This window comes from Empedobacter sp. UBA6305 (assembly GCF_002440405.1).
In the GTDB taxonomy this organism is placed as follows: Bacteria; Bacteroidota; Bacteroidia; order Flavobacteriales; family Weeksellaceae; genus Empedobacter; species Empedobacter falsenii_B.
In genome coordinates this window covers 55,283-75,347 of record NZ_DJTP01000026.1, presented here as the reverse complement: position 1 = coordinate 75,347, position 20,065 = coordinate 55,283, and the positions used below count along the sequence as shown (strand labels likewise).

At 33.1% G+C, this 20,065-nt stretch carries 19 protein-coding genes; 7 read left to right on the top strand and 12 right to left on the bottom strand.

All coding sequences use genetic code 11. The annotated features are described in order from the left end of the window. Window positions 1-40: 40 nt before the first annotated feature. The 4 genes from B3M86_RS07075 to B3M86_RS07060 all read right to left on the bottom strand — a co-directional run bounded on the left by B3M86_RS07075 (window position 41) and on the right by B3M86_RS07060 (window position 6,303). Complete coding sequence (locus tag B3M86_RS07075) at window positions 41-1,489, bottom strand: TolC family protein (RefSeq protein ID WP_291075553.1); 1,449 nt, start codon at window positions 1,487-1,489, stop codon at window positions 41-43. Further along, window positions 1,482-4,649, bottom strand: coding sequence for an efflux RND transporter permease subunit (locus B3M86_RS07070; RefSeq protein ID WP_291069070.1), 3,168 nt, complete (start codon window positions 4,647-4,649; stop codon window positions 1,482-1,484). Before B3M86_RS07070 ends, B3M86_RS07075 begins: the two co-directional genes overlap by 8 nt. A 19-nt stretch (window positions 4,650-4,668) precedes the next feature. After that, window positions 4,669-5,751, bottom strand: a complete 1,083-nt coding sequence (locus B3M86_RS07065) for an efflux RND transporter periplasmic adaptor subunit (RefSeq protein WP_038336760.1) — start codon at window positions 5,749-5,751, stop codon at window positions 4,669-4,671. Window positions 5,752-5,907: 156 nt separating this feature from the next. Beyond that, window positions 5,908-6,303: a hypothetical protein gene (locus B3M86_RS07060; protein ID WP_125349977.1), complete on the bottom strand. Its 396-nt coding sequence runs from the start codon at window positions 6,301-6,303 to the stop codon at window positions 5,908-5,910. Window positions 6,304-6,483: 180 nt separating this feature from the next. Here B3M86_RS07060 and B3M86_RS07055 point away from each other — a divergent pair, with 180 nt between their 5' ends. After that, the gene (locus B3M86_RS07055; RefSeq protein WP_219034046.1) at window positions 6,484-7,005 is read left to right on the top strand and encodes an acyl-CoA thioesterase; all 522 of its coding nucleotides are present in this window, start codon (window positions 6,484-6,486) and stop codon (window positions 7,003-7,005) included. 48 nt (window positions 7,006-7,053) lie between these two features. On the opposite strand, the gene B3M86_RS07050 is transcribed toward B3M86_RS07055, so the two are convergent. Genes B3M86_RS07050 through B3M86_RS07035 form a run of 4 tightly spaced genes read right to left on the bottom strand, consistent with a single transcriptional unit; the run spans window position 7,054 to window position 10,691 of the window. Next, window positions 7,054-7,449, bottom strand: a complete 396-nt coding sequence (locus tag B3M86_RS07050) for an acyl-CoA thioesterase (protein WP_038336752.1) — start codon at window positions 7,447-7,449, stop codon at window positions 7,054-7,056. Further along, a complete protein-coding gene (locus tag B3M86_RS07045) occupies window positions 7,430-8,434 on the bottom strand; it encodes a Gfo/Idh/MocA family protein (protein ID WP_219034045.1) in 1,005 nt (334 codons plus the stop codon). Before B3M86_RS07045 ends, B3M86_RS07050 begins: the two co-directional genes overlap by 20 nt. Window positions 8,435-8,439: 5 nt before the next feature. After that, window positions 8,440-10,101, bottom strand: coding sequence for a DUF6909 family protein (locus B3M86_RS07040; protein WP_291075551.1), 1,662 nt, complete (start codon window positions 10,099-10,101; stop codon window positions 8,440-8,442). An 11-nt stretch (window positions 10,102-10,112) separates the two neighbouring features. After that, window positions 10,113-10,691, bottom strand: coding sequence for a DUF3109 family protein (locus B3M86_RS07035; RefSeq protein WP_038336749.1), 579 nt, complete (start codon window positions 10,689-10,691; stop codon window positions 10,113-10,115). Between the two features lie 71 nt (window positions 10,692-10,762). Here B3M86_RS07035 and B3M86_RS07030 point away from each other — a divergent pair, with 71 nt between their 5' ends. The 4 genes from B3M86_RS07030 (at window position 10,763) to rsmI (ending at window position 14,062) form a co-directional block, all read left to right on the top strand. Next, a complete protein-coding gene (locus B3M86_RS07030; RefSeq protein WP_291075549.1) occupies window positions 10,763-12,499 on the top strand; it encodes a 1-deoxy-D-xylulose-5-phosphate synthase in 1,737 nt (578 codons plus the stop codon). Beyond that, window positions 12,499-12,771, top strand: coding sequence for a hypothetical protein (locus B3M86_RS07025; protein WP_291075548.1), 273 nt, complete (start codon window positions 12,499-12,501; stop codon window positions 12,769-12,771). The genes B3M86_RS07030 and B3M86_RS07025 overlap by 1 nt, the downstream gene beginning before the upstream one ends. A 61-nt stretch (window positions 12,772-12,832) precedes the next feature. Then, window positions 12,833-13,327 (top strand): DUF4252 domain-containing protein, encoded by a 495-nt coding sequence (locus B3M86_RS07020; RefSeq protein WP_291075547.1) that lies wholly within the window; start codon window positions 12,833-12,835, stop codon window positions 13,325-13,327. A 60-nt stretch (window positions 13,328-13,387) separates the two neighbouring features. After that, entirely contained in the window at window positions 13,388-14,062 is a 675-nt protein-coding gene (gene rsmI, locus B3M86_RS07015; RefSeq protein WP_291075545.1) for a 16S rRNA (cytidine(1402)-2'-O)-methyltransferase, read from the top strand. Here rsmI and recJ read toward each other — a convergent pair. The 3 genes from recJ to B3M86_RS07000 are packed head-to-tail and all read right to left on the bottom strand — an operon-like array spanning window position 14,059 to window position 17,239. After that, the gene (gene recJ, locus B3M86_RS07010) at window positions 14,059-15,759 is read right to left on the bottom strand and encodes a single-stranded-DNA-specific exonuclease RecJ (RefSeq protein ID WP_291075543.1); all 1,701 of its coding nucleotides are present in this window, start codon (window positions 15,757-15,759) and stop codon (window positions 14,059-14,061) included. The two genes, rsmI and recJ, sit on opposite strands and share 4 nt — an antisense overlap. A gap of 48 nt (window positions 15,760-15,807) precedes the next feature. Further along, entirely contained in the window at window positions 15,808-16,557 is a 750-nt protein-coding gene (locus tag B3M86_RS07005) for a uroporphyrinogen-III synthase (protein ID WP_019974792.1), read from the bottom strand. Window positions 16,558-16,564: 7 nt separating this feature from the next. Further along, window positions 16,565-17,239, bottom strand: coding sequence for a DUF4271 domain-containing protein (locus tag B3M86_RS07000; protein ID WP_038336743.1), 675 nt, complete (start codon window positions 17,237-17,239; stop codon window positions 16,565-16,567). A 66-nt stretch (window positions 17,240-17,305) separates the two neighbouring features. On the opposite strand from B3M86_RS07000, the gene B3M86_RS06995 reads away from it, so the two are divergent. After that, window positions 17,306-18,028: a polyprenol monophosphomannose synthase gene (locus B3M86_RS06995; protein ID WP_291075541.1), complete on the top strand. Its 723-nt coding sequence runs from the start codon at window positions 17,306-17,308 to the stop codon at window positions 18,026-18,028. Beyond that, the gene (locus tag B3M86_RS06990) at window positions 18,025-18,423 is read left to right on the top strand and encodes a DUF4296 domain-containing protein (RefSeq protein WP_221854396.1); all 399 of its coding nucleotides are present in this window, start codon (window positions 18,025-18,027) and stop codon (window positions 18,421-18,423) included. The genes B3M86_RS06995 and B3M86_RS06990 overlap by 4 nt, the downstream gene beginning before the upstream one ends. 154 nt (window positions 18,424-18,577) lie before the next feature. On the opposite strand, the gene B3M86_RS06985 is transcribed toward B3M86_RS06990, so the two are convergent. Next, window positions 18,578-20,062 (bottom strand): RagB/SusD family nutrient uptake outer membrane protein, encoded by a 1,485-nt coding sequence (locus tag B3M86_RS06985; protein WP_286494932.1) that lies wholly within the window; start codon window positions 20,060-20,062, stop codon window positions 18,578-18,580. Window positions 20,063-20,065 lie beyond the last annotated feature (3 nt).

Genomic DNA, 20,065 nt, shown 5'->3' with positions numbered 1-20,065 from the left:
CACACTTTAAGAGACAGTCCTGTTAGAATGAATATGAAAACTACTTCCAACCACCACCTAAACTTTTGTATATAGCGACAACTGTACTTAATTGTTTTTCTTTTGTTTCGATTAATTCCATTTTTGCATCCAATAAATCACGTTGAGTTGTTAACACTTCTAGATAATCTGCACGATTATTTTTGAACAACTGATTCGCAATATCAATAGATTCTACAAGTGCTTTCGCCTGTTTATCTTTGTACGAATAACTTTGTTCTAAGTTATTAATCTTCGACATTTGATTTGACACTTCTAAATAAGCATTTAAAATCGTTTTATCATATTCGTACAACGCTTGTATTTGATGAGCATTTGCTGTATTAAACTCCGCTTTTATCGCACTTTTATTGATTAAAGGCGCAGCTAATTCTCCAGCCAACGAATATAAAATAGACTCTGGCATTTTTACCAAATAAGATGGTTTGAACGCATTTAGTCCTAAAGCCGCAGAAATATTAAGTGACGGATAAAACTCTGCACGAGCCACTTTCACATCTAAAGCAGAAGCTTTTAACTCTAATTCTGCTTGTTTGATATCAGGACGATTTGATAATAATTCAGACGGAATTCCTGCATGCATTGTTTGCGGAATCAAATCCATAAAAGACGAACCATCACGTTTTATCGTCTGCGGATATCTTCCCAATAATGCATTAATTCTATTCTCCGTTTCTGTAATATCTTGTTTAATATTAAACTCTTCACTTTCAGATTTTAATAATTCTGCTTCAAATTTTTTCACCGCTAATTCAGTTTCACGAGCAGCTTCCTTCTGAATTTTCACCACACGCAGTGATTCTTTTTGCAATTCAATATTTCGATGAATTAAATCTAATTGACTATCCAAAGACAATAATTCATAATAAGATGAAGCTATTTCTGAAATTAAATTTGTCAAAACAAAATTCTTTCCTTCCACCGTTGATAAATAGCGCGCAATCGAAGCATCTTTCGAATTACGTAATTTTTTCCAAATATCAACTTCCCAATCAGCGCTCAACCCAATCGCATAATCCATCAAAGGATCAGGCATTTCTTTCCCAGGTTTTATCTCAGTCGAGGCATCACCAGCACCTTGACTTGTGTAACGACCAACTTTCTCCACACCAACTCCAGCAGTTGCAGCTACCGTAGGAGATAATTTTCCGTTTTTGTACAACACTTCATTTTTAGAAATCCCAATTTCTTGAAGTGTGATCATCAATTCTTGGTTATTTTTTAACGCTTCTTCAATCAAAACAACCAAATTTGGATCAGTAAAAAATTGCTTCCAAGGCGTTAATCCAGAACTTGGTGCATCATCATTTTGCACATTTTCATAAGCTTCTGGAATTTTTGGTGCTTGATGATTTTCTATCTCTTTGCTTACCGCAGGAGCTTTACAGCTCCAAATCATTGTTCCAAAAAGACTTATTGCAATTATATTTTTTAAACTATTTTTATTCATCTTCCGTGATTTCTTCTGTTAAAGGATTCTCATCTTCGTATTTCACCAATTGCATTTTATCCGCCAAGGCGCCAAACGCAACATATAAACCGGGCACAATAAACAACCCGAAAATAGTTCCGAACAACATTCCGCCCGCAGCAGCAGTACCAATTGTTCTATTTCCTACTGCTCCCGGACCAGAAGCAATAACCAACGGAATAAGACCTGCAATAAACGCAAATGATGTCATCAAAATTGGACGGAAACGAACTCCTGCACCTTCAATCGCTGATTTTACAATTGATAAACCTTCGTTATGTTTCTGCACAGCAAACTCAATAATCAACACCGCATTTTTACCGAGAAGTCCAATCAACATCACCATTGCAACTTGTGCATAAATGTTGTTTTCTAATCCTAATAATTTCAAGAAGAAAAATGCTCCGAAAATTCCTGTTGGTAATGAAATGATAACTGGTAAAGGCAAAATGAAACTTTCATATTGAGCTGCTAAAATCATATAAACGAAAATTAAACAAATGGCGAAAATAATCACCGCTTCATTTCCACGAGAAACCTCATCTTTCGAGATTCCTGCCCAATCAATTCCAAAGCCGCGAGGCAATGTATTTTTAGCTACTTCATTAATCGCTGCAATCGCTTGTCCACTACTATAACCTGGTGCTGGCGTACCACTAATTTCTGCTGCATTATACATATTGTGACGCGTAATTTCTGATAATCCATATACTTTTTCAATTTTCATGAAAGCTGAATATGGAACCATTTCACCTTGATCATTTTTCACATACAATTTCAATAAATCTTCTGGTAACGCACGATATTCTGGCGAAGCTTGTACCATCACTTTATAAGGTCGGTCAAATTTGATGAAACTTGTTTCGTAATTAGAACCAACTAATGTTGATAAATTATCCATCGCATTTTCGATCGAAACTCCTTTTTGTTCGGCAATATCATTGTCAATTTTCAAGACATATTGAGGGAAAGAAGCACTATAAAATGTAAATACAGAACTCAATTCTGGACGACGAGTTAATTCTTTTACAAAATCACGGCTCACTTCTTCCATTTTATGATAATCTCCACTACCCGCTTTATCTAACAATCTCAACTCGAAACCTCCTGCAGCACCATATCCAGGAACAGATGGTGGTTGAAAATATTCGATATTTGCACCATTAATATTCCCAGTTTTTTCTTCTAATTCTTTGATGATTTCTTCAGCAGATTTAGAACGTTCGTCCCAACTTTTCAAGTTAATCAAACAAGTTCCAGAGTTTGCTCCTGTTCCTTCTGTCAAAATCTCATAACCAGCCAAAGATGAAACTGATGAAACGCCATCAATTCCTTCCGCTATTTTTTGTAATTTTTGAGAAACTTCATTTGTTCTTTCTAACGTAGAACCTGAAGGTGTTTGAATAATCGCATAAAACATTCCTTGATCTTCGTTTGGAATAAATCCAGAAGGCAAACTATTATTCAAAAAGAAAACTCCAGCACAAAATGCTAGTAAAAATCCGAATGTAACAGTGCGTTTGTTAACTGTTTTGGTTAAAACTTTTTCATATTTAAAAGATCCTTTGTTGAACAAATTATTAAACTTCAACAAAAATTTATTTAGCATCGTTTTCTTTCTTGGTTGATTATGATTATTTTTCAAAATCATTGCACACAAAGCTGGTGTAAGCGTTAAGGCAACAATTCCTGATAAAATAATTGATGTCGCCATCGTAATCGAAAATTGACGATAAAAAATACCAACAGGGCCAGACATAAACGCAACTGGGATAAACACGGCTGCCATTACAAATGTTATTGCGATAATTGCTCCACTAATTTCACGCATTGCTTCTTCCGTCGCTCGTAAAGGCGAAAGATTTTTCTCTTCCATCTTCGCGTGAACAGCCTCTATCACCACAATCGCATCATCGACAACAACTCCAATCGCCATAACTAAAGCAAAGAGAGAAATCAAGTTTAATGTAATTCCAAAGAAACTCATTAAAGCAAAAGTTCCTATCAAAGAAACAGGAACCGCCAACGCAGGAATTAATGTAGAACGCCAGTCACCTAAGAATAAAAACACAACAATCCCAACTAAAACGAAAGCTTCAAAAAGTGTATGTACCACTTTTTCCATTGAAGCATCTAAGAATTTCGAAACGTCATATGAAATCTCGTAATCCATTCCTTTTGGCAAATTATTCTCTTTAAGATCAGCCATTAATGCTTTGATGTTTTTAATCACTTCACTCGCATTACTTCCGTACGATTGTTTTATCACAATTGCGGCAGAAGGTTTTCCGTTCAATGTTGAGTAAATATCATACATCGAACTTCCAAATTCTATATCAGCAACATCTTTTAAACGTAAGATTTCTCCATCAGGATTTGCTCTTAAAATGATGTTTCCATATTGCTCTTTTGTGTTGTATCGACCTGAATATTTTAATACATATTCAAAAGCTTCTGAACGTTTACCAGAACTTTCCCCTGTTTTCCCTGGCGAAGCTTCAATACTTTGTTCATCCAACGCTTTCATCACATCATCCGCAGAAATATTATAGGCTTGCATTCTATCTGGTTTCAACCACACACGCATTGCATATTCTCGGTTTCCTAAAATATCTGCATCTCCAACTCCATTTATACGTTTCAACTCAGATAAAATATTGATATCTGCATAATTATATAAAAATTGTTGATCTGCTTTTGGATCATTACTATACAAGTTAATGTACATCAACATATTTGATTCTTCTCGCGTAATTTTCACACCTTCTCGAACTACTAAAGGCGGAAGTTTATTGACAACCGAAGAAACACGGTTTTGCACATTTACAGCTGCAATATTTGGATCAGTTCCTAAATCAAAAATGACTTGAATAGACGCTTCACCATCATTTCCGGCATCAGACGTAATATATTTCATTCCTGGAACACCATTTAGCGCACGTTCTAATGGAATTACCACTGATTTTATTAACAATTCGTTATTCGCACCGGGATATTCTGCCGTAATATTAACTTTTGGAGGAGAAATAGATGGAAACTGGGTTACGGGTAATTTGACTAATGATAGAATTCCTAAGAAAACTATAATCAACGAAATGACAATCGAAAGAACGGGTCTTCGAATAAATTTATCAAACATAACTTTTGAATTTTTTAGATTAGTTTGATTTTAATTTTAACGATGAAAGAACTTTTCTTGGTGCAATAAATTTCGTTTTGATTTTATCATCATCTTTCACTTTCTGAACACCTTCTAACAAAATATTATCTTTCTCCGAAAGTCCGCTTTCTACTACATAAACATCAGGCATTTCTAGACCAATCGTGATATTTCTCGATTTGACAACACCATTTTTATCTACTACAAAAACATAGGTTTTATCTTGAATTTCGTAAGTTGCTTTTTGTGGAATTAATAAAGCATCATGTAACGGAACTGTCATTTTTACTTTTCCTGTTTCACCATTTCTTAACAAATGATTTGGATTTGCAAAACGCGCACGAAACGCAATATTTCCTGTTTCGTTGTTAAATTCTCCTTCTATCGTTTCTACCAAACCTTTTTCTGGTAAAGGTTTATTATTCGCCATAATCAACGAAACTTGTTTACTCGCTCTATCTTGAATATTTGTTTGATAATCTAAATATTCAGGCTCAGAAACGTTGAAATAAGCAAACATTGATGAATTATCAGACAAATTTGTCAATAACATTCCTTCGTCAATCAAGCTTCCCAATTTCATCGGAATTCGATCTATAACACCAGAAAATGGCGCACGAATATCTGTAAATGATAAATGTAATTGAGCCAATTGCATTTCTGCTTTCGATTTTTCTAACCGTGCTTGCGCAATGGCTTTTTCGTTCTTAGAAACGACATTATTATCAGCCAAAGTTGCTGAATTTTGTAATTCAATTTGTGCCTCTTTTACCTCAGCTTTCGATTTTAAATATTCGGCTTGATACATCGAAGGCATAATGCGAAACAACAATTGACCAGCTTGTACATGTTGACCTTCATCCACAAAAACTTTTTGCAAATAACCTTTTTCTTGCGCACGAATTTCGATGTTTCGTACCGATTGAATTTGGGCTACATAATCCTTATCTACAATCGTATCCATTTTGATTGGCGTTGTGATTGGATAATCTTTCACTTCTTCTTTTTCCTGTTTTTTTGATGAACAACTTGTTGTCAACAATACAGTACTTAGAGCTACAAATAATGCGACTCTTTTCATAATTCTTCTAACTATTAAATGTAAAATTTGATGAAATGGATTTCTTGGCAGAAGTAGTTTTACCAAAAAATATTACATACAAAAATTGGTTAACATTCAGCTATTCATGAACTGAACACTAATTTTTGGTGTAATTTTAAAAATTTAAGAAATCAATCAAATTCTGATTGTACGTAACAAAATGTACTTACAACTCGAAAATTTGATGGTTTTATTGTAGAAGATGTGCTTCTTTCTTAAACCTTGAATCATAAAGTTTAAGACCAGAACAACACTTAATAGTTTGATACAAGTTTCTAAATCGATTTTGTTTGATGTCTGAAAATCATCATCAATCGTTTCGATACTTGGATTAAATTCTTGAAATTGATTTGAATTTGAAGTTTTAGAAAATTTAGTTTCAACAATTTTACTTGCGTGATAAATATGTGTATTATCGTTAACAACTGTCTGCGAAGTTAAATTTCCTTGAAAATGTTGAGTACCCGCAAACACTTTAGTTTCCGCAAAAAATAGCAGAAATAAAGCAGACAGCAAGTATGTGATAAACATTTTCATAATTCTGTTCAAATGTAAGACTTGAAATAATACAATAATCTATATTAACATTTTTTAACTATAAAATTTTATTGATTTAATAAAAAACTCAATTACAAATACTTAACACAACGATAATAACTGTTTCAAAACTCGAATATTTTGTTGAAATTTGCACCCAACAAACAAAAGTTTATGGCGAAAGCAAAAACAGCAAAAGAGTCGTTAGCAGTAATGACAAACTTGGTTTTACCGAATGAAACCAACAACTTAGGAAACATGTTCGGAGGCGAATTATTGGCTTCTATGGACAGAATTTCTTCTATTTCTGCGAAAATGCATGGTGGAAGTTTTTTGGTTGTAACAGCAAGTGTCAATCACGTTGCGTTTAACATTCCGATTCCGATGGGAAGTACAGTGAAGTTAGAATCTAAAGTAACTCGCGCATTCAAATCATCGATGGAAGTGTATGTTGATGTCTATGTTTACGATTACGAAAATTGTGTTTATAACCAAACAAATAGCGGTATTTATACATTTGTAGCCGTTGATAATGATAATAAACCTGTTCAAGTCCCTGAATTAATTCCAGAATCTGAACAAGAAATCGAGCGTTATGAAGCTGCTTTGCGTCGTAAACAATTAAGTTTGATTTTGGCTGGCAGAATGAATCCTGCTGATGCACACGAATTAAAATCGTTGTTTATTACAGAATAAAATAAAAAAGTCGAAACAATGTTTCGACTTTTTTATTGATATAATTTTTTAACCTTTTCCAGCTAAACGATCCACCACATATTCTATTTGTGTTTTCCCGTGTGGTTTTGGTTTTCCTTCTGCATCTAAATTTACCATCGTAATTCGATCGACTGTAATAATGGTTTCATGCGTCATTTTGTTACGTACTTCGCATTGTAAAACCAATGAAGTTGTTCCAAATTTCACCACTTCAATTCCAATTTCTACAATATCACCTTCACGAGCCGAAGCCATAAAGTTGATTTCCGACATATATTTGGTCACAACATGCGAATTTTCTAATTGCACAATGCTATACAACGCCGCTTCTTCATCAATCCAAGCCAAAAGCTTTCCTCCAAAAAGTGTTTTGTTTGGGTTAAGATCTTCTGGTTTTACCCATTTACGAGTGTGAAATTTCATAGTTTTCTATTTTAAGTTCTTGCTTATTTTCTGTTGCCAAATGATTCGCATCCGAAATAAACTTGACTAAATTTACAGCATATTTTCCATCTAACAAAGATTCATTATGACGGATTAACGCGTCAGAAATTTCGGCAATGGCGTTAGGATGAAAATTCTTTTGTTCAGTAGAAATTTTGTTTGAACAACACACATTTTTTAAATCAGAATAAATCATTTGATTAAGATATTGATCTCCAATCTTTATTGTTCCTTTTTCAGCAATAAGCGTGATATTACTTTCGAAATTTTTATTGAAAACTGACGTTGTATAAATCATATGTCCGATTGCTCCATCGGCAGTAAAATCAACACAACCCGAATCATCAAATTCTGTCACTTCTTGATGCGTAAAATTGAAACTTTTTGAATTTGTACAAATTACCTCATCAAACCAAAAATTCATGATATCAACAAAATGCGAAAATTGAGTAAATAAAACACCTCCATCCATTTCTTGGTTTCCGTGCCATTCACGCAACTTGTAATAATTCTTGTTACGATTCCAATAGCAATTAATATTCACCATGAAAATTTTCCCTAATGAATTATTATCTATCAAATTCTTTACATATTGCACAACTGGAGAAAAACGAAGCTGCATCGACGTAAAAACTCTAAGTTTCTTTTCGTCAGCAACTTTCAGTATTTCAGTAATATCTTCTACAGTTAATGCAATTGGTTTTTCAATCAAAACATTTTTTCCCGCTTTTAAACAACGAATCGCATGTTCGCGGTGCAAACCATTTGGCGTAGCAATCACAACAACATCAGTTTCTTGATCTTCGTTCAGAAAACTTTCAAGTGTTGAATAACCTTTGAAAGGTAAATCTTCTGGTAAATTGAAATCAATCACCGAAATTAATTGCGCATTTTCCGTTTCTTCTATCGCTTGTTGATGTACACGTCCAATATGACCGTAGCCTAAAATGGAAAAATTCTTCATTGAATTTATTTAATAATTTTTTCTAATATCTTTTGTGTGATTAGATAAGTTGGTTTTACACCTGTTAATCCTAAACCTCCAGAAGCCAATGTACTTCCTGTTTCTAACGGATTATCAGAAGCGTAATAAGCATACATTACTTTAACATCTTTATCAATGTGATGTCTAATTTTTGACGCAACCTGAATCGCTTTTTGATAATGCGCACCTTCCATTTCTAATCCAATCGCTTGGAAAGACGAATTTTTGAAATACTCTAAAACGTCTTTATTTTGTAATGATGTTCCTAAAACCGAAATCATTGGTCCTTCATAAACACCTAAACCTTGTCCTTCGAAATCTGCAGCGGTTAATTCGTTATCAAAAACATAATTATCTGTTGTTCCTTCGAAAACATGCGCTGTAGCAATCATTATATCACCTTTTATTCCTTCAAGAATACCAGCTTTACCCATAATCGCAACAGATTTTACATTCATTTTGAATTTTACATCTCCTACTTTGTATGGTTTCAACAACTCATCCATCGCCTCAAATGCTTGCTCACCAAAGGCATAATCCATCACAATAATCACCTCATTGTTCTTATCTTTTGCATAAGAAAATGCTGAATTTGCAATGTTTACTTTAGATAAATCAATAATTTGAACATCGATATTTGTTCCTGATTGATCTTTGATGTAAACTAAACCATTTTGTTGAGTGTATTCATTTAACGAATCGCGCAACATTTTGTTGTTTGCCGCACTCAAATCTTCGTAAATTTCTACACCATCATTTTTGTATTTTCTTTTTAATCCATCATAGGCATACAACATGTTAGACACACTATGCATATTAGCAGAAATGATGTGAATGTTTTTATCTTGAAGATTATTTTCGAATAATACGCGTTTGATTTCATTCGCCCATTTTTCTCCAATCATGTGGTGACCAATCGATTCGCGTAAAGTTGATGTAAATGTAATTTCACGTTTCTTAGTTCCGATACGATCTTGTTGACTTGTGTATCCCATCCAATAAACTATACGGAAAAAATAATCTTTATCGTCTGCTTTACTGAAATAATGATGAATTTCTTGTGTTTCTTCAAACGTTCTTCCTAAAATAGTCGATAAATGCATCAAAGCAACTTCACGTTCTTTTCGAGAAATTTCAACTTCATTGAATACAACATTTTCGATAAATTCCCACGCTCTACTTTTAGAAAGTGTTTCGTTACTGAATGCTCTATTTCTGATTTTATCTGCCTCATTATATAAAAACGTTAAGTGCGTCAACACATCATAGATATCAGAACGACCGCGAGAAATTTCGATATTCATTTGATCATCATCAATTCTATAGCAAAAACGACGACGTTTTGCAGGAATAATTGGTGTGAAAATAGAACGATCATAGCCTTCATCAGATGTAAAAGACACATAAGGTGTTTCTACAATTCCTTCTGGTAAACGATCTAAAACGTACATCAATCCGCTTAATTCTACCTTGTTTGGATCTGTCATTGATCCGTAGATTTCTGGATTAATTTCGAATAATAAATTTCTTAATATTTTTCCAGGTGCACCAGATGGACGGTACACTCCTCTATGAAATAAATGACGCATAGAGATATATAATCTTTCAATAGCGTCAGTAGATCTTCTTGCTCTTGTTATTGACATAATAATTTTTTTTACTTTTTTTGGTTGTTTAATTCTTGTTGAATGGCCATTAATTCATCGTACCATTCTTGTCCAAATTTGCGGACCAACGAATCTTTTGCAAATGTTGCAACATTCACTTTCAATTCTTTTCCTAAGGTACAAGCATCCGAGCAGATATCCCATACATCATAGTTAACAGAAGTGAAATTTGAATATTCCTTAACACGAACTGGATACAAATGACAAGAAATCGGTTTTTTGTAATCGACCTTTCCGTCTTCGTATGCTTTTTCAATACCGCATTTTGAAAAACCATTTTCTTCGAAAACTAAATAGGCACATTCGCGATTATTGACTAATGGAGTTACCCAATCGCCGTCAGTATCCATTGTATATTTACCTTCTTGCTCAATCACAGCAATTCCTTCGGGACGCAAATAAGGTTTTACATCTTCATAAATATCGTCTAATACAGTTAGTTCGTCATCATTCAAAGGCGCTCCAGCGTCACCTTCTACACAACAAATCCCTTTACATTTGTTCAGATTACAAACAAAATCTTCATTTAGTAGTTCTTCAGATACAAGGGTTTTTCCTATTTGGAACATGTTACATTAAATTTTGTAACATGCAAAGGTACGGAAAATTCCTCAGAAAAATGTAATTTTGTAAAAGAATAATGGATAATCTACTTTCAAAAATCAATCATCCTAAGGAACTTAGGACTTTTGAAGCGTCTCAATTAACTGCTTTAGCTCACGAGATGCGCGAGTTTATTTTGGATACTTTAAGCGTAAAACCAGGGCATTTAGGTGCTAGTCTGGGTGTGATTGAATTAACGATTGCATTACATTATCACTACAATACACCAAAAGATTTGTTGATTTGGGATGTAGGTCATCAATGTTATCCGCATAAAATTTTAACAGGTCGTCAAAAAATTTTCGATTCACTTCGTCAAAAAGATGGTATTTCTGGTTTCCCAACGCGTATAGAAAGTGAGTTTGATACATTTGGAACGGGACATTCTTCTACCTCTATTTCAGCAATTGTTGGAATGGCAACTGCGGATAAAATTAATCAAATCAATAGAAAACACATTGCGATTATTGGTGATGCATCGATTACTTCTGGAATGAGTTTAGAAGCATTGAATCATCTTGGATCGACAGATTTGGATGTTTTAGTGATTTTGAATGATAATGATATCGGAATTGATCCTTCGGTTGGAGGATTGAAAAAACATTTTAAATCATTAGAAAATCAATCCGAAAATATCTTTACCAATTTCGGTTTAAATTTTATTGGAACAATTGATGGACACAATTTTGATGAATTATTAAATGCTTTCAATAAAGCTGACTCAATCAAAGGTCCAAAAGTTTTACACATCAAAACAATAAAAGGAAAAGGTTACGAACAAGCCGAAATCGATCAAGTAAAATGGCATGCTCCAGGTTTGTTTGATAAAGAAACTGGCGAAATAAAATCAAAGAAAAAAGAAAAATCATATCAAGATGTTTTTGGTGAAACCATGCATCAATTACTTGAAGATAATCCACAAATCGTAGCGATAACGCCTGCAATGTTAACAGGAAGTAATTTGGTGAAATGTCATCAAGATTTCCCCGAACGTGTTTTTGATGTCGGAATTGCTGAGCAACATGCAGTAACTTTTGCAGCTGGTCTGGCGACACAAAATACCATTCCCTATTGTGTGATTTATTCTACATTTTTACAACGTGCATACGACCAAGTGATTCACGATGTAGCGTTACAGAATTTACCCGTTGTATTTTGTATTGATCGTGCAGGATTCGTTGGTACAGATGGCGCGACACATCATGGTTATTTTGATATTGCGTATTTGCGCGAAATTCCGAATATGATTGTTTCTTCACCTCGAAACGAAAAAGATTTCAAAAATCTATTGTACACAGCTCAATTTACAACTCAACCTTTTGCAATTCGTTACCCCAAAAATAATATCCAAACAAGTTACTCTAAAGTCGAAAAAATAGAAATCGGTCAATCTGAAATTATTTTTGAAGGAAATCAATTAGCAATTATTTCAACTGGATTGATTAGTTCTCGAATCGAAGAAATTATCATTCAAAATCATCTTCAAGATAAAATTGCTTTGATTGATTTTCCGTTTATCAAACCTTTGGATGAATCTCGCTTAAAAGCTATTTCATTAAAATATTCTACCATTCTAACTTTTGAAGATGGAATAAAAAAAGGAGGTTTTGGAAGTGGAATTTTAGAGTTTTTAAACTCTATTCATTACAAAGGAAATATCACAATTAATGGATATCCAGACGAATTTATCGAACATGCTTCTATTTATGAGTTAGAACAAATGGTTGGTTTAGATAATTCATCAATATTAGAAATGATAAAAAGTTATTTGTAATGGAACACGAATATTTCAAAAATGCTTTAGATCTTTTTTTATTTGGCTTAGGAACTTTTATTTTCTCAATCTTATTCCACAATCCATTTAAAAAGAAAAAAATAAACCCCGATTTTCGTTTTGGTTTAGAAAAAAAAGAAAGATTAGAATATAGTAATGAACAATTAATAAGAATAAATGACACAAGAATTAAAGGATTATATATTATAGTATTTCTCCTTATAATTTCTTCTATTATTTATTTGATTTTAGGAATTATTGAATATTTTTAAACTTCATAATTTTCGGTACGAGAGTTGTTATAGCTTTCTCTAATTTATAAACACAACAACAATGAAAAAAATAATCGGTTTATCTTTTATAGCAGTATTGTTAACGTTGCTATCTTGCGGTACAACAAGAAATATGCAAGAATTCTACACAAAATATGATAATCAATCTACTGTAATTCCTTTACCTTCTTTTGCGTTGAAATTAGCTGGAAAAGCTGGTGGAACAGATTTATTTAATTATTTGAAATCGGCTAAAGTTTTTGTTGTTTCAGATGCCGGACAAGGAAAACAAAAAAGAATCATGAACGATTTGCAATCGTCTATGCGTGGTGAAAAATACGAAAACTTGGTAAAATTCAAAGCGAAAGATAGCCGTTTGAACATTTCATTACAAGAAGATGGCGGACGAGTTAAGAAAATGATTTTTGGAATTAACGGTTTGCGAAATGTATTGGTTATCGATTCTAAATTAGATATTCCAAGAACAGATTTAGATAAAATTTTGGACAAAGTTTCAGCTGAAGATATTGCAGATTTAGCAGATATTTTGAAATAATATAAGAAGCCAGCTAATTTGCTGGCTTTTTCTTTTGAAATTACTTTGTAACTTTGTCGCATGAGTGGAAAATTATATTTGGTTCCGACGCCAATCGGAAATTTGGGAGATATGACATTTAGAGCGGTTGATGTGCTAAAAGAATCGGATGTGATTTTAGCAGAAGACACGCGAAATAGTGGTATTTTACTGAAAAATTTCGAAATTTCTACTCCAATGCGTAGCTATCATATGCACAATGAGCATCAAGCAACTGAGGATATCATTCGTCAGTTAAAAGATGGTCAAATTATTTCGATTATTACAGATGCCGGAACACCAGGTATTTCTGATCCAGGTTATTTATTAGCAAAAGAATGTGTGGCAAATAATATCGTAATCGAATGTTTACCAGGCGCAACCGCTTTTGTTCCTGCATTAGTTGTTTCTGGATTACCAAATAACGAATTTACTTTTGTTGGATTTTTACCTGTAAAAAAAGGTCGAAAATCGAAATTAGATTCATTGTCAGAAGAAAAGAAAATGATGATTTTCTACGAATCTCCACATAAAATTGGACGTACTTTAAAAGATTTAGCCGAAGCTTTTGGAACTGAACGCAAAGCAAGTTTATCACGCGAAATCTCGAAAAAATTTGAAGAAACTTTACGCGGTACATTAACTGAATTAGCCGAAATAGCCGAAAAAAGAAATTTGAAAGGTGAAATGGTCTTGGTTGTAGAAGGAAATCATTAACCGTTGAAGCGAATATCTTTGATATTCAATTGCCAAGTTCCTTTTCCTTGCCAATAATTCATTCCGATTGTGTAAACCATATCAAACGATTGTCCCTTCTCTAATTTTGGTCCAAATTTCCCTAATTTGAAACCAATTGCAGGAAACGTAATACGTGTATCTCGCTGATGTACGTACAAACGTGCATGCTCTTTACCAACTAATCGGAAATCGGTTGCTAATAAATCCTTCGAAATAAAAACAGGATTCATATTATCTGGTCCAAAAGGCGCCATTCGCATCACCGATTCCAAGAAAGAACGTGTCATATCGTTAAAAGAAATCTCTTTATCGATCAAAATTGATGGCGTAAAATGTTTTCCATTCGACATTTCTTTCACTGTTTGATCAAATCTAATCTTGAATTCTTCAAAATTTTCTTCTTTCATTGCTAAACCAGCAGCAGCCATATGTCCACCAAACTGTGTTAACAAATCTTTGTTTTTCTCGATTGCCGAATGTATGTCAAACTCTTGAATAGAACGGGCTGAACCTACAATTTCACCTTCATTATTCTTCGTGCAAACAATGGTTGGTTTATAATACAAATCGACCAAACGAGAAGCTACAATTCCGATTACACCTTTATTCCAAGACGGATCGTAAACAATAGTCGAATATTTTTCTTTGGTATTGATTTGATCCAATTGAAAAAGTGCATCATGCGTCATATCAAGATCCAAGGTTTTGCGTTCGTTATTTAATGAATTAATATCATTCAAATATTTACGGCAATCCTCTTCATCTGTACTCAACATAAAACGAACCGCTTCCGAACCATGTTTGATACGGCCTGCAGCATTAATTTTTGGTGCAATAGAAAAAACAACATTCGAAATATTGACATTATTTTTAATATTAGTCGGAATTAATTGCTGAAAAGCCAAACGAGGATCTGAATTTAATCGTTTCAAGCCGGCATAAGCCAGCACACGATTTTCTCCTGTAATCGGAACAATATCAGCCGCAATACTTACTGCAACTAAATCTAAAAGTGGTAAAAGATTTTCTTTTGGAAGATTGAATTTCTCTGTATAAGCTTGCACCAATTTAAACCCAACGCCACAACCGCTCAAATCTTTGTAAGGATAACGACAACCTTTTTGTTTCGGATCTAAAACAGCATACGCTTTTGGCACAGAACGATCTGGTAAATGGTGATCACAAATAATATAATCGATGCCTTTTGATTGGGCATATTTTATTTCTTCGTGTGCTTTTATTCCACAGTCTAAAGCAATTACAAGTGAAATATTGTTTTGTACAGCGAATTCTATACTTTGTTGAGAGATTCCATAACCTTCATTATTTCGGTCAGGAATATAAAAAAAGACTTTCGAGTAGATAGAAGTCAGAAATTCGTAAAACAAAGTTACGGCTGTCGTTCCATCTACATCGTAGTCTCCAAATATTAAGATATTTTCTTCGTCATCAATTGCATTTTTGATACGTGAAACCGCATCAGACATTCCTTTCATCAAAAAAGGATCATGCAATTCGTCTAAGGATGGATTAAAATACGATTTGGCTTGAGCAAAATTCGTAATTCCACGTTGGGCCAATAAAATAGCAAGCACCTCAGAAATGTTAAGCGATTCTCTTAAATCCTTAACTACTTCATTATTGGGCTGTTCTTTTATTTCCCATCTTTTTTCCATCTCTTCAATTTACATATTTTTTAATTAGAGAGAAGGGTAAAGCGAATATTATTTTGATTTATTTGCTTCTTTCACGTATTTATCTAACGCCATTGTCATTGAAGGCGTTTGTGGTGTTGGCACCTCAATGTCTACACGTAATCCCATCTCTTTTGCTTGATCTACTGTCGATTTTCCGAAAACGGCAATTCTTGTATTTTCTTGCACGAAATCTGGGAAATTTTCGAATAATGATTTGATTCCTGAAGGTGTAAAAAATACTAAAATATCGTATTTTACATCAGACAAATCAGATAAATCACTCGAAACAGTTCTAAACAAAGTTGCTTTTTGCCAAGTTAATCCTAAACTATCTAGTAAAGTAGGAACATTTGGTTTTAAAACATCAGATGCTGGTAATAAAAAGTTTTCGTCTTTGTGCTTTTTAAATAAAGGCACCATATCCGCAAAAACTTTTTCTCCAATATAAATTTTACGTTTTCTGTAAACAATGTATTTCTGTAAATAGAATGCAATTGCTTCTGATTCGCAAAAATATTTCATAGAGTCAGGAACAGTAAAGCGCATTTCTTCTGCTAAACGGAAAAAATGATCAATAGCGTTTCTACTTGTAAAAATTACAGCAGTCACTTTGCTAAAGTCAATTTTTTGTTGTCTTACTTCTTTAGCGTCTATTCCGACAACTTGGATAAATGGTCTAAAATCAATTTTGATTTTATTTCTTTTTTCAATCTCGTAGTATGGCGAGTTTTCTGCCTGAGGCTTAGGTTGAGATACTAATATTGATTTAACTTTCATAGTAATTTTAGATTACTTTACCTACAATTAATAGTTTTGCTAATACCATTATAGGTAAAATTTCTAGGGTGCAAAGGTACAAAATATTATAATACCAAACTGATTTATTGTCACTTATTTGTTTTGCGTATATATGATAAATTTCGAATATTCTATTCAAAAACAACAAAATAAAGCCAATCACCATCAAGTAATCTTTGTTAATTTGTGTGTAAAAAAACAAAAAACAAATAATAAGTAAGAGTAAAACATTTTTTGCATTGACAAAACTCGAACTTTTCATAAAATATGAAACAGAACTAGATTCATAGAAAACACGATAGAAAACCACCTCAATCATCAACCTAAAAAGCATAATCAAACTGATTACACCAAAGGTAATTCCGACACGTGAAAGATAATAAAACTTAAAATTTGGAATATGATTATACGTGATATCAAAATACGAAACCAACAACAAACTTATCAACAAAACCGTCACACCATTGACAATAAAACTAAATAATGTCGTATTATCATCCGTAAAACTCATGTATTCGGTTTTATTATCAAGCGTTTTGAAATTTTTCGCAAACAAGTATTTTGCTGCACAAACCAATAACAAACACACCGTCAAAGCAATAAGAACAGTATCATTGCCAAGTGTATTTTTTCCTATCGAGATTAAATCGTTTGTTTTCATAATTTTTTCAAAAATACAAAAGACTAACAATCTTATAACTATCTTTATGCCCACAAAATAATATTTATGTCGGACAAATTAGTTATTATCCCGACCTACAACGAAAAAGAAAACATAGAAGCCATTATTCGTGCAGCTTTGGCTGCTGACGGAGCATTTGATGTGCTTATTGTTGACGACAGTTCTCCAGATGGAACGAATGATATTGTAAAACGTTTGATTCCTGAGTTTAATGGACGTTTGCATTTAGAAATTCGTACCACAAAAGATGGTTTAGGACGCGCTTATGTACATGGATTTAAGTGGGCTTTAGCAAATAAATACGAATATATTTTCGAAATGGATGCCGATTTTTCGCATAATCCAAATGATTTACCTCGCTTATACCAAGCTTTAGCAGATGGTGCCGATTTAGCTATTGGCTCACGCTATTCTAATGGTGTAAATGTTGTGAATTGGCCAATGAACAGAGTTTTATTGTCTTATTTTGCGTCGAAATATGTGAGCATCATCACGCGATTACCTGTTCATGATGCTACAGCAGGGTTTGTTGGTTATAGAGCAAACGTGTTGAAGTCTCTGGATTTGGATAAAATACAATTCAAAGGGTATGGATTTCAGATTGAAATGAAGTACAAAACTTGGATTAAAAAATTTAAACTAAAAGAAGTTCCAATTATATTTACAGACAGAACTTTAGGCGAATCAAAAATTAGTTCTGATATTATTGGAGAAGCCGTTTTTGGTGTAATTTCGTTACGATTAAGAAAAATATTTGGCAAATTATGAAAAACTTGATCTTTTTATCACTGATTTTTTTGAGTATTTTTAGTTGCGCACCAAAAAATTACGACAAACCAAAAGATCTCATCGGTAAATCTGAAATGATTGATATTCTTACTGATTTATATATTAGTCAACAAGGATTGCAGATGTTTCCTATTCAAAATCAAGATCAAAGTATCGATTTAGCAAAAGATGCGGTAGATATTATGAAAAGTTATGATATCACATTTCATCAATTTTCTGAGAGTTACAAATATTATATGATGCAGCCTGAAAAATTCAAAGAAATGCTGAATGATGTGAAAAAAAATCTTGAAGATAAATTATCTAACGAAGAAAAAGAACGTCAAAAAAATCAAAAGAATAGCTTAAATAATACCATAAAAGCAGAAAAATAACAAAAACCCTCAAGTGAATCACTTGAGTTTTTTTTTGTTTACTATATTTTAGTATACATAATTTTTTTTTAAATAAAATCGAGGCTTTCCAAATGGAAAACCTCTAAAAATGTTATATTTCTCTATGAGGAGAAGATATATATAAAAAATGTTATCACGATGGATTCTGTTCACACAACGGATTCGAATTGATTTCAGCGACAGGAATTATCCATTGCCATTTTAAATCTGTTGGCTCTATTGTATAAACGTTGTTAATAACAGTTGCATTGTGATTTGCTCCTGTACGATCTAATTTTTGACCTAATCGTTTTAAATCGAAGAATCTAAATCCTTCTCCCCATAATTCGATTCGTCTATTCAGTAAAATCTGTTGATAATATGCATCCCCAGAAGTTGTAAATCCTGTGAAAGATGTATCCCTTGCTTTTTCTAAAGTTGTTAATACTGCTTTAGATTCTGTTTCTTTTCCTAATTTATATAACGCTTCTGCTTCTATCAAATACATTTCTGCCACACGCATAAACGGTACATCTCCTAAAGAACTTGATGTACTTTGTGCTAAAAATTTTTGAGATGTATATGCAAATAGTGAATAGTTAGACGGTAAATCTAAACTTGTATGCTTTCCTGTCGGATCCACAACTTGCGTACGAACATCTGTTGTTGGAAAAGCATTGTACAAATTGGTATTCATCACTTTTGGAGCAGTACGAATTTGAGATGAATTGTAATTTCGAGACATATAAGCATGGAAATTTCCGAAATAGTCGGATTGATCTTCTTGAATTGTTACGCCCCACATCCATTCTGGATTTGAATAATCATTAAACCCAGCTTTGTATTGCGTTTGTGACATTAACGAAAATTGTGATTTTACCTCGTTAGCATATTCAGCAGCTTTTGCATAATCTTGCTGAACCAAAGCAACTCTTGCCATAATACCTTTTACATTTTCGATCGAAAAATGTGAAGCATTAGACGCTTTTTTTCCTGTTAAATAAGTTTCTGCTTTGGCTAAATCATTCCAAATTTCAGTATAAACTTCTTGTACAGTTGCACGCGTTTTTGGATCAACATCTTTTGGATCATCTCTTAAAACAACTCCTAAATCAGAATTTGCGGCACCTGCTACATATCTTTTACCATACAACTGAACTAATTGAAAATATCCAAATGCACGGTAAGCATAGGCTTCTCCAATAGCTTGATCTTTTATATCCTGATCTCCCGATGCATCATCTCCGTATGTAATAATGTTATTAGCATTTTTGATCATTTCGTACCAAAATGTCCAAGGATAAGATGAAGTTGTAGAAGAATTGTTGCTTTGAGAAATCCATCTTAATTCACTTACAAACCAGCCATTTCCAGTAGAAGGAAATACAACATCTTCTCCCATTACATCTGTAATAATCAGTTGTGCTGTATAACCATTATTACCTTGAGATTCATTTTGTCTAACATACATATTTCTATGCATTCCATTTATTGCAGCCATTAAGTTATCTGCTGTAGAATAAATTGTTTGATCACTTACTGAGGATGTCGGAACAACATCTAAATAATCATCATTACATGATGATAACGAAAATGATGATAATCCAATAACTACTAGTAATAATTTTATCTTTTTCATTGT

Bases quoted from the DNA above. Each gene is read 5' to 3' on its own strand.
- B3M86_RS07075 (WP_291075553.1), bottom strand. From the start codon at position 1,489: ATGAATAAAAATAGTTTAAAAAATATAATTGCAATAAGTCTTTTTGGA.
- B3M86_RS07070 (WP_291069070.1), bottom strand. From the start codon at position 4,649: ATGTTTGATAAATTTATTCGAAGACCCGTTCTTTCGATTGTCATTTCG.
- B3M86_RS07065 (WP_038336760.1), bottom strand. From the start codon at position 5,751: ATGAAAAGAGTCGCATTATTTGTAGCTCTAAGTACTGTATTGTTGACA.
- B3M86_RS07060 (WP_125349977.1), bottom strand. From the start codon at position 6,303: ATGTTTATCACATACTTGCTGTCTGCTTTATTTCTGCTATTTTTTGCG.
- B3M86_RS07055 (WP_219034046.1), top strand. From the start codon at position 6,484: ATGGCGAAAGCAAAAACAGCAAAAGAGTCGTTAGCAGTAATGACAAAC.
- B3M86_RS07050 (WP_038336752.1), bottom strand. From the start codon at position 7,449: ATGAAATTTCACACTCGTAAATGGGTAAAACCAGAAGATCTTAACCCA.
- B3M86_RS07045 (WP_219034045.1), bottom strand. From the start codon at position 8,434: ATGAAGAATTTTTCCATTTTAGGCTACGGTCATATTGGACGTGTACAT.
- B3M86_RS07040 (WP_291075551.1), bottom strand. From the start codon at position 10,101: ATGTCAATAACAAGAGCAAGAAGATCTACTGACGCTATTGAAAGATTA.
- B3M86_RS07035 (WP_038336749.1), bottom strand. From the start codon at position 10,691: ATGTTCCAAATAGGAAAAACCCTTGTATCTGAAGAACTACTAAATGAA.
- B3M86_RS07030 (WP_291075549.1), top strand. From the start codon at position 10,763: ATGGATAATCTACTTTCAAAAATCAATCATCCTAAGGAACTTAGGACT.
- B3M86_RS07025 (WP_291075548.1), top strand. From the start codon at position 12,499: ATGGAACACGAATATTTCAAAAATGCTTTAGATCTTTTTTTATTTGGC.
- B3M86_RS07020 (WP_291075547.1), top strand. From the start codon at position 12,833: ATGAAAAAAATAATCGGTTTATCTTTTATAGCAGTATTGTTAACGTTG.
- rsmI (WP_291075545.1), top strand. From the start codon at position 13,388: ATGAGTGGAAAATTATATTTGGTTCCGACGCCAATCGGAAATTTGGGA.
- recJ (WP_291075543.1), bottom strand. From the start codon at position 15,759: ATGGAAAAAAGATGGGAAATAAAAGAACAGCCCAATAATGAAGTAGTT.
- B3M86_RS07005 (WP_019974792.1), bottom strand. From the start codon at position 16,557: ATGAAAGTTAAATCAATATTAGTATCTCAACCTAAGCCTCAGGCAGAA.
- B3M86_RS07000 (WP_038336743.1), bottom strand. From the start codon at position 17,239: ATGAAAACAAACGATTTAATCTCGATAGGAAAAAATACACTTGGCAAT.
- B3M86_RS06995 (WP_291075541.1), top strand. From the start codon at position 17,306: ATGTCGGACAAATTAGTTATTATCCCGACCTACAACGAAAAAGAAAAC.
- B3M86_RS06990 (WP_221854396.1), top strand. From the start codon at position 18,025: ATGAAAAACTTGATCTTTTTATCACTGATTTTTTTGAGTATTTTTAGT.
- B3M86_RS06985 (WP_286494932.1), bottom strand. From the start codon at position 20,062: ATGAAAAAGATAAAATTATTACTAGTAGTTATTGGATTATCATCATTT.